Here is an 8,844-nt window from a genome sequence, read left to right as displayed (position 1 = left end):
CTGGGCGAAATGCGCCTGGTAAGCAGAGTTTTTGAAATGTAAGGCCTTTGAATAAGACAAAAGGCTGCCTCATCGCTAACTTTGCAACAGTGCCAGAAAAGCCAAGTTGGCGCTCAAACAGCTGCACACGTCGGCTGACGGTGGATTGCGATATCGATAGGCGCTCCGCCGCTCGGCGGAAGCTGCCGGCCTCGGCGACCTGAACGGCGTACTTCAGGTATCGGAGATCAAGAGTCAGGTCGGGCATGAGACCCGTCCGATCATACCGGCGGTCTCATCGGCGAACCGCCTGCGCCCGGTGAGCGGCACCCATGCACGTCCACTTTCATCGAGCCCACCCCCGCTAGCGCCTGGGGAACGAGCACGTCCGTTGATCTCAGATGTGGAATCCGAGCTGAGCCCCTCAATGAGCATGACCATGTCCGAATCTGTCATAGATGCATGCGGCGGTCATACATTTTCACACGCTTGAAGTCTATGCGCGAAGCATATATTCTTGCGGTATGGAGCCTGAGGTCGCCAAGTACCATTTAGGTGCACTCGCGTTGGCCGTTGCAGACAGCATCGCCAGTGTCTCGGCCTCGTTTTCACCAAGCGGCCCGGGGACCGCCGTGATGGTGTTACTCAGCATGGAGCCCGGACTGCCGATCAGCGTTTTGGCTACCTCGATCGGGCTTTCTCATGCCGGGACGGTGCGATTGATCGATAGGCTCGAGCGCGAACAGTTGGTGGAACGACGAAGACAAATCACCGACAGGCGGGCGCGCTTCATTCACCTCACCAATTCGGGGAAGAAGATAACGGACGCCTTGCTCAAGGCACGGGAGCAGGTGATCTCCGAATGTATTTCGCCCCTGTCGCCCAATGACCTCGACATTCTAGGCATGCTGTCGGAGCGGCTCCTTGTGGCAAACGGCTTCGACAAAGATGGCTCGGTCAGCCTTTGCCATCTGTGCGGCTACAGCAGGATCGCGCCTTCCCGTGGTAAAGCTAAGCCGGGGCGCTCGCCACGCTGGAACGTCGCATCAGAAGGCTGACGATATGATCAGGCAGGCTTGAAATAATGGGATCGTTTGCGCTCGAACTTCTTCTATGCGTACTTGCCTTCGGGTTCGGATATGCGGCGAACCAAGGCGGAACCTGTTTAGTGGTGGCCGCTCATGAGTTACACAGAAGACAGCCGCCGAAAATGTTCGTCGGATTTCTCGCAGCGTCGGCAGCGGCAGGCCTGGTTGCGGTCCCGATAGTCTGGACGGGAACACTGGGCGCAACACTCGCACCCTCGACCAGCATCAATTTCCTCCTGCTCATCGGCGCCATCGCCTTCGGCCTCGGCGCACTCATTAATGACACATGCCTGCTCGGATCGCTGGCGCGGCTTGGGGATGGGGAGATGCGACTTCTAGCTCTACCCTTGGGATTAACGATTGGTATCTTGGCTGCCGACCATGGCAGGTTCGGCTACGATTCAACATGGCCAAGCTTAATCTCCAAACCGAGCGCAACAGGCCTCGTTACTCTCCTAGCCTTCCTAGTTGTGCTCGTGCTGGCACTCGTTTTCGTTTCCACGAAGAGCGTTCTGCGAACAAAGCCGGGTTGGTCGTTCGGCGCTTCGATGATTGGACTCGGTATCACTGGCGGACTTCTATATGCACTCTCGCCGGCCTGGACCTTCGCAGACGTGATTCAACGCGCCCTTCCTCTCAGAATGTCCCCGGCCGGCGAGGTCGCGCTCACTGCGGTGATCTCTTCGATCGCAGGCGCCCTAACCGCCTCCTTTCGCCAAGGCAATCTGCGTCTCCAACTGCCGACAGCCAATGGCATTCTGCGATCTGTCGTCGGCGGCACATTGATGGGTATCGGCATCGCGCTCATACCCGGCGGGAATGATGGGTTGATCCTCGCAGCGGTTCCGACTCTTTCACCTGGTGGGATAGTCGCCTACCTTCTGATGACGACGACAATCGTCTTCGGATTTGCAGCGCGTGGTAAGTTATTCCGGCGCTGCCTTTCACGGCCATGATAAGGGCAACAGAGGACTTGCCCTCCTGACATGAGCATTTATCCCGACCGGGAATATCGGCTGACTAGCTCGTATGCCTTTGCAGGCCCTTGGACCATGATGACCACTTCAAAGGCCGCCGGCCCCAGAATCCTGTAGGTTGCATGGTAGGTGTCGTCTCCGCAGGCATAGACGCCACTCGCTTCCAACCCGGTATCCGTCCGCGAGAAACTCAAGCTGAGGAACTGCGTCCCGATATGAGGTCCGTCTGCGAACTCGACGACAACACTGTCCTCGCTCAAGCGATAGCGATACTGCCGGCACGCGGAGAATACTCTGCCATCTGCCAGTGAGAGAATGCCGCTCTCTCGATAAGCGAGCGCGCCTTCGCCGATCGCTGCTACGATTTCGGTGGGCATGGTTATCTCGTCCAGGGCCGCGTCCATCCGTACAGGCTGGACGTTTGCCAACGGGCTATAGGCCCACCCGGAGCGCCAGCCCCATCAAGTCAAAATCCCGCAAAGGTCGCGCGTTTGCTGGGTAAAGGCATCGCCGATGAGGATGGCTTCGTGAGGCAGCGAAGCGCGAGCCAGCCGCTCGACATATCTCGCTTATTAGTATATGGTATATGCGTCGCGCATATACTGCAACGCCTGCCCGAAGCACGTAGACGACGTTCGTGACGTTCCCACGGGACCACTGTTGAGGAATTTTAGATGAGCATTTTCGACCGTTATGAATTTCTTGTCCCCGAGCACGGTCGGAGGGATCTTGGCCTGCTTAGATGGGCTCTCGTGATCGTATTTCTGTGGTTCGGCGCGATGAAGTTCACAGCGTACGAGGCCTATGGTATCGCCCCGTTTATCGAACACAGCCCGATCATGAATTGGCTCGGCATGTTCGGGACGCAGGGGCAAAGCTATTTCATCGGCGTTATCGAGTTATCGACCGGTCTCGTTCTGATCCTTGGTGCATTTCGTCCACTCTTCTCTGCGCTAGGCGCACTAATGTCAGCAGCGACCTATCTGATCACGCTGACCTTTTTCATCACCACTCCAGGTGTCGCGGAGCAGACTGCCGGCGGCTTTCCTGCGATTTCGGCTGCACCAGGGCAGTTTCTACTGAAGGACGCAGTTCTGCTAGCGGCGTCCCTCGTGCTGCTGCGTGCTTCGGTCCGCCACAGAGGGGCGCTTGTGCTCTCGTGACTGTGGTCCTCTCGTGACGGCGGGCGTGCAAATCCTGCAGAACCTCCGCGGGGCATGGATGCTCCGTCGCGATATCGAGCCCGGAGGCGCTCAGCTGCATGGCGACGCGGTCTTCGCCCGTTTCGCCGCAATCCCCGACGTCGTGGAGCACGGACTGTTCCTCAATGGGATTGATACAATCGTGATCGCGCGCGGTGACACGATGGAAGTGCGACGCCGGGGGCAAGCTAGGTCTCGCTGATCTGCACCTGCGCGGCCTGGATGACAGCGCTGACGCGGAGTGATTCTCGGGCGCGACCTACGGCGATTCCGAGCGAAAAGGCTTGCCCTATAGCCGCCAGGTATCAACGGTTCCGCGGCCTTAACGAGCCGGACCCGTTTTTTTCGGCGCGCTCGATCAGTCGAAATCCTCCGAAACCCTTCTAAAACAGGACATTTTCCACAAGCCGCGCGGAGGAAGAGGACCACGGTATGGCTTGCTGTCTATGCTCCGCGCACATATAGATGTGGCAATGGATGGACCTCGAGATCGAAACATTTTCGGGGCGTTCGCACTCATGATCAGCGACGACATCGTTCGCGCTAGTTCATCGCGGGCGCCGGAAGCTGGACCCGCCGCCTCAGCGCTGGCGTTGCTCGCGCACAAGCCCGGGCTCTCGATCCGTATGCTTGCGATCGGGGTGGGCCTTTCACATGCTGGAACTGTTCGCCTGGTGGATAGATTGGTAAGCGAGGGATTGATCGAGCGTAGGGAGCATTCGACAGACGGGCGCGCGCGATCCCTCTATCTTACTCCAACTGGCAAGGTCGCGAGCGACGAGGTCCTGGCCTCGCGCGATCAAGTGATTGCCGAAGGGCTATCGATCCTTAATCCAGACGAACTGAAAACCTTATCGGACATCGCTGAACGCGTTCTCCGAAATCGCTTGGAAAACCTCGAGCAGTCATACCGCATCTGCCGCTTGTGCTGCTACGAGGGCTGCACGAACTGCCCCGTCGATGCCGAATTGCATGAGCGAGGTGTGGACCGCGAGAAGAACGACGACGCGTAGGAGACTCGCAATTGCGGCAGCTCAACGCTGCTCAGATGGCGGGGCTTCATAATGTCAGCGAGCCTACCATCAGCCGCATTCTTTTGGCTACGCGTCAAGCCGGCCGATCGGGCATGGCGGTCTCATTCTAATATGTCGGTGATCGCCCCACTTTTAGCCGCTCAATTGATCGGAACGCGGTTTCGGAAGCGGCCGTTCAAACCACTCGCTGCATTCCCATTTCTCTATGTCCGATAGGTAGTTTCGGGGAAAAGCAGTCGGGAACAGGTTTCGGGAACGCATGCTCCGGCAGGAGCGCAGCGCGCGTCCCAAACGCGTTTTCCCGGTAGAGCTTCCCAATCGGCAAAGTGCGGGCCACCTCAGACTGCGAACGCGAAAAACCGCCTGGCTGGTCACTCAAGGCAGGGTAACGACGATTTTCGCTGCGGATACACCCGCCTTCAGGGCTTCCAAGGCAGCCTGGAGCATTTCAAGGCCCTGGCCCACGATCTTCGCCGGAGGGGCGGGGACGAACGTGCGCGCCGCGAGAGCCTGCGGCAGGAATTCGCGGTAGATCATTGGACCAACCTCGTCATCCTTGAGGCTCGTCCCGGAGATGTGCGTCGCCTCGACTCCAAATGAACGCTCGTCGGGCGGGGCCAGCGTCGCTGCCACCCGGCGCGAGCCCTCGCATCTCGCAACTACGGCAAAACAGTCTTTCATGTGACCGGTCGCGTGAAGCGTTCCAGCGAGACTGCGCCCGCGCATTGCCTCAATCACGTCTTCCACGATGGCTGGACTCGAGTGGTCAAGAACCTCGCTTGCACCCAGCTCCTTCAACAGGCCGACGTTGCGCGCCGAAGCGGTGGCGACGCACCTGTAGCCCGACGCCACCGCGAGCTGGATGGCGTTGCAGCCAACGCTCGACGATCCACCCCAGACCAGAACGACCTCTGGACGCGCGGTCGGCGAGTGTAACGGTGGCGCGAGAGCCAACTGTGTCCGTCCGTAGAGCCCGCTTGCGGCGGTGCCAAGGCCAAGCGGGAGGACTGCCGCATCAGCGAAGGCAATGTTGTTGGGGATCGGCGCCGCCATGTGGTCCAGCACGATCGTGTGGTGCTGGAACGCACCCTGCGCAGGTTGATTTACGGTTGTCCCGACCGCCTGTCCGATGACTCGATCGCCGACCTTGAACCGCTCGACCGCGCCACCGACCGCCGCGACCTCACCGGAGACGTCGCTGCCGAGAATCGCGGGATAGTCGAGCCATGGCAAAAGCGCGACGTCCTGCAGAATCCAGTCGAGTGGGTTGATCGCGATGGCCGCGTTGCGGATCAATATCTCGTTCGCCGCCAGATGCGGCAGAGCGGTGACACCGATCCTCAGTGGCTGCCCCGGCGCTTTCTGCCAGGCGGCCTGATTAGTCACGGTTTCGGTCATCATCAACTCTTTCTGTCAAGTATTACAGCTGGGCGTTCGTCTGAGCGGTCCAACCGCCAGGTCGGGCGCACGAAGTGGCAGCTATAGCCCCCAGGATAGCGCACCAGGTATTCTTGGTGCTCTGGCTCCGCCTCCCAAAAGGGTTCTTCTGGGTTGATCTCCGACACGACCGGGCCTGGCCAGCTTCCTGATGCCTCGATTTCCGCGATGGTTGTGAGGGCGACTTCCTTCTGCACTTCGGTGGTGTAGAAAATCGCCGATCGATAGCTCGGACCGACATCGCTGCCTTGTTGCTCGTAGGTCGTGGGGTCATGTATCTGGAAGAAGAGTTCCAAGAGCGAGCGATAGGCGAGAACGGAAGGGTCGAAGGTCACTTCCACTGCTTCCGCATGGCCGTAATGTCTCGCGTAGGTCGGATCAGGCATTTCTCCGCCTGTGTAACCGACACGCGTCGAAATGACTCCCCTGGCTCGGCGCAGCAAATCCTCCATGCCCCAGAAGCAGCCGCCTGCGAGAATTGCTCGCTCTGTCGCGGCCGCCCTATTGCCGGTAGGCGATTGGCTCACAGTCCGTTCGCCCTCCTCCGTGTGCGCCACGGTCAAGCCAGCCTCGCGGGATCCGCAGCCTGACTGGCGCTCAAGAGCTCGGTCTGCACGTCCGAACCCCGGATGAGACTCAGATCGACGGGACACCGATCAGCGATCGCGAGGATCCGAGCGCGCTGATCATCACTCAGCGGCCCATCGAGGACAATGGTGCGGGTGAACCGGTCGGGTGGCATCATGTCCGGCACCTTCTCGTGCTGCACGGTCGTGCTCGCCCGTTCGAGCGGAAAGCCCTTGCGGTTCGCATAGAGACGCATCGTCATCACCGTGCAGGCTGCGAGGCCGGCAGATACGAGTTCGTAGGGAGATAGTCCGGTCCCGAGGCCACCGACCGATGCTGGCTCGTCGGCGAACAGAGTGTGCTCGCCGCTGCGGACCTTGAGCTGGAACGTCCCTGCAAGAGTTTCGGTGGAGACGACGCCCTCCGCAACCTCGACCTGCGGAAGATCCGCGCTGAGTGGTGGGAGAAAGCGGCTCGCCCAAACCGCCACCATGGCCGCGGCGTAGTTCGCGTCCGCGACGTCGGTGAGAAGGTGATCCGCGTTGTCGAGCGAGATGAAGCTTTTAGGGTGCCTGGACGCGACGAAGATGCGCGACGCGTGGTCGATGCCGACCACCTGATCCAGCGGAGAGTGCATGACCAGCACCGGCCGTCGCAGGGAGGCAATGGCCTTCTCGACGTCGATCCCCTCAACCGCCTCAAGGAACCCTCGGCGAATGAGGAAGGGCCTACCGGCAATCTCCACCGAGGCCTCGCCCTCGCTCGCGATGGTGTCCAGATCATTCGGTCCGAAGAGGCGCAAGATATGCTGAAGGTCGGCCGGCGCACCAATCGTCGCTACCGCCGCAATATCAGGCATGTCGGCGGCGGCTACGATCGCAGCGGTGCCACCCAGGCTGTGCCCGACGAGGAGGGACGGTGACATGCCCGCCGCCGCCATCGCATTTGCGGCGGCCCGAAGGTCCTCGACGTCCGACGCGAAGTTCACAGGTTCTCCCGTCCCACCGCCGATCCCGGTCCCGGCGAAATCGAACCTCAAGACCCCGATGCCCGCACGCGACAGCGCGCGCGAGATGTGAACAGCGGCGCGACTGTCTTTCCCGCACGTGAAGCAGTGGGCGAAGATCGCCCAGCCCCGCGGCGTCCCTTCCGGCGGTTCGAGGTGCCCGGACAGCGGAGAGCCAGCCCCACTGACAAACGTAAATGATCTTCCTGCCATGTCCATCAAACCTCCAGCACGCGGCTTGGCGGTTGCGCTCTCAGAACCTTCGACGGAGCTGAGCGGAGCGCACCGCCAACCGGTAATCGTCATCTCAGGCTATCATTTATATGTCTGGCGCATATAGACAAGCCCCTATACCATGATTATATGCGCCAAGCATACTTCTGCGACCTGCTTTCCAAAGGCGGTCTCACGGAAGAGGTATCAGTCAGGCGCGTGGGCCAAAGGACTATGGAACTCAATCAAGTCAGCTATTTCATCAACTTGGCCGAGACGCTGAATTTCACAGCGGCCGCTCGCTTGAGCGGTGTGTCACAGCCAAGTCTGACCCGCGCGATCCGCCGCTTGGAAGATGAGCTTGGCGGGCCGCTGATCTATCGCGACGGGAAGAACAGCCGCCTGACTGGCCTTGGCCATGACGTCGAGGCAGAATTCCGGCGCATGGTGGTCGCGATGAAGAGCGTTCGCAATCACTCGGAGCACTGGGCGATGGGGGGGCACCGCGTGCTGGATGTCGCCGTCGCGCCCACCGTCGGACCAAAGGAATTTACGGCATTCTTCGAGAGCGCATTGGCGGAGATGCCATCCATCGAAATCAAGCTGCACTCGCTCCAGTCGAACGAGGACACATCGGAGGTGCTTTCAGGAAAATACCACGCGTGCATCATGCCGCGTGAAACAAGACCGGAACGCAAGCTGGATGTGCATCCTCTATTTCGGGAGCGCTTCGTGCTCGGCTGTTCTGCAAACCATCCCTTGGCTGCCAACGAGATCGTGCGCGGCGAAGACCTGCTCGAGTTTCCTTTCGTCGATCGCCTGAAATGCGAGTTTCGCGATCGGATCCTCGATCACTTCGCGCGACGGGACTTGCTCATGCGACCTCGCTTTCGATCAGATCGCGAGGACTGGGTGCAACGGGTCGTCGCTGACGGCCACGCCATATGCATTCTTCCGGAACGATCGCCGACCGTGCAAGGCCTCGTCACTCGGCCGATCGACGGATTTGTCTTGGAGCGCGAAGTCGTGATCGCGACAGTATCCGGCTCCACGGCAACGGTCGAGATACGGAACATCGCGCAGCTGGCAGCCCGGTATGAGTGGAACTGAATCACGACGTGAAGAGCTTCGGCGCTATGGAAACTATACGCGCAGCGTATTGGATAAATCTGGGGCGCACTGCGATAGTCGGCGCAATGACTGCAAAGATAAATGACAGTGTGTCGAGCTCTCTAAATAGCTGCGCCGGCACTGTTGCAAAGTTAGCGATGAGGCAGCCTTTTGTCTTATTCAAAGGCCTTACATTTCAAAAACTCTGCTTACCAGGCGCATTTCGCCCAG

Annotated in this window: 10 protein-coding genes; 5 read left to right on the top strand and 5 right to left on the bottom strand. The window is 59.8% G+C overall.

Annotated features, from left to right (window positions below):
- Positions 1 to 247: LysR family transcriptional regulator (locus tag ACOTXF_RS23300; RefSeq protein WP_421635304.1), on the bottom strand; the 247-nt coding region annotated here is incomplete at its 3' end.
- A gap of 367 nt (positions 248 to 614) precedes the next feature.
- Between ACOTXF_RS23300 and ACOTXF_RS23295 the strand changes: the two genes are divergently transcribed.
- Together ACOTXF_RS23295 and ACOTXF_RS23290 are read left to right on the top strand one after the other, a co-directional pair.
- Entirely contained in the window at positions 615 to 1,037 is a 423-nt protein-coding gene (locus tag ACOTXF_RS23295) for a MarR family winged helix-turn-helix transcriptional regulator (RefSeq protein WP_223296479.1), read from the top strand.
- A gap of 26 nt (positions 1,038 to 1,063) precedes the next feature.
- On the top strand, positions 1,064 to 2,023 hold the full coding sequence (locus ACOTXF_RS23290) for a YeeE/YedE thiosulfate transporter family protein (protein WP_004099025.1): 960 nt from the start codon (positions 1,064 to 1,066) through the stop codon (positions 2,021 to 2,023).
- A gap of 38 nt (positions 2,024 to 2,061) precedes the next feature.
- Here the strand turns inward: ACOTXF_RS23290 and ACOTXF_RS23285 are convergent, their stop codons facing one another.
- Positions 2,062 to 2,421, bottom strand: coding sequence for a DUF6314 family protein (locus ACOTXF_RS23285; protein ID WP_166479491.1), 360 nt, complete (start codon positions 2,419 to 2,421; stop codon positions 2,062 to 2,064).
- A 297-nt stretch (positions 2,422 to 2,718) separates the two neighbouring features.
- Here ACOTXF_RS23285 and ACOTXF_RS23280 point away from each other — a divergent pair, with 297 nt between their 5' ends.
- Both ACOTXF_RS23280 and ACOTXF_RS23275 read left to right on the top strand, forming a co-directional pair.
- Complete coding sequence (locus tag ACOTXF_RS23280; protein ID WP_004099027.1) at positions 2,719 to 3,207, top strand: YkgB family protein; 489 nt, start codon at positions 2,719 to 2,721, stop codon at positions 3,205 to 3,207.
- A 557-nt stretch (positions 3,208 to 3,764) separates the two neighbouring features.
- Positions 3,765 to 4,259, top strand: a complete 495-nt coding sequence (locus tag ACOTXF_RS23275; protein WP_004099028.1) for a MarR family winged helix-turn-helix transcriptional regulator — start codon at positions 3,765 to 3,767, stop codon at positions 4,257 to 4,259.
- A 396-nt stretch (positions 4,260 to 4,655) separates the two neighbouring features.
- Here ACOTXF_RS23275 and ACOTXF_RS23270 read toward each other — a convergent pair whose 3' ends face one another.
- The 3 genes from ACOTXF_RS23270 to ACOTXF_RS23260 are packed head-to-tail and all read right to left on the bottom strand — an operon-like array spanning position 4,656 to position 7,509.
- Positions 4,656 to 5,681, bottom strand: a complete 1,026-nt coding sequence (locus ACOTXF_RS23270; protein ID WP_004357654.1) for a zinc-binding alcohol dehydrogenase family protein — start codon at positions 5,679 to 5,681, stop codon at positions 4,656 to 4,658.
- Entirely contained in the window at positions 5,681 to 6,244 is a 564-nt protein-coding gene (msrA, locus tag ACOTXF_RS23265) for a peptide-methionine (S)-S-oxide reductase MsrA (RefSeq protein WP_011191350.1), read from the bottom strand. The genes ACOTXF_RS23270 and msrA overlap by 1 nt, the downstream gene beginning before the upstream one ends.
- Before the next feature lie 32 nt (positions 6,245 to 6,276).
- Positions 6,277 to 7,509: a bifunctional alpha/beta hydrolase/OsmC family protein gene (locus tag ACOTXF_RS23260; protein WP_004357650.1), complete on the bottom strand. Its 1,233-nt coding sequence runs from the start codon at positions 7,507 to 7,509 to the stop codon at positions 6,277 to 6,279.
- A gap of 228 nt (positions 7,510 to 7,737) precedes the next feature.
- On the opposite strand from ACOTXF_RS23260, the gene ACOTXF_RS23255 reads away from it, so the two are divergent.
- Positions 7,738 to 8,613, top strand: coding sequence for a LysR family transcriptional regulator (locus ACOTXF_RS23255; RefSeq protein WP_011191349.1), 876 nt, complete (start codon positions 7,738 to 7,740; stop codon positions 8,611 to 8,613).
- Positions 8,614 to 8,844 lie beyond the last annotated feature (231 nt).

This window comes from Enterobacter cloacae complex sp. IR53041, assembly GCF_049238285.1.
GTDB lineage: Bacteria > Pseudomonadota > Gammaproteobacteria > Enterobacterales > Enterobacteriaceae > Enterobacter > Enterobacter roggenkampii.
This window is presented reverse-complemented; position numbering and strand designations above follow the sequence as displayed.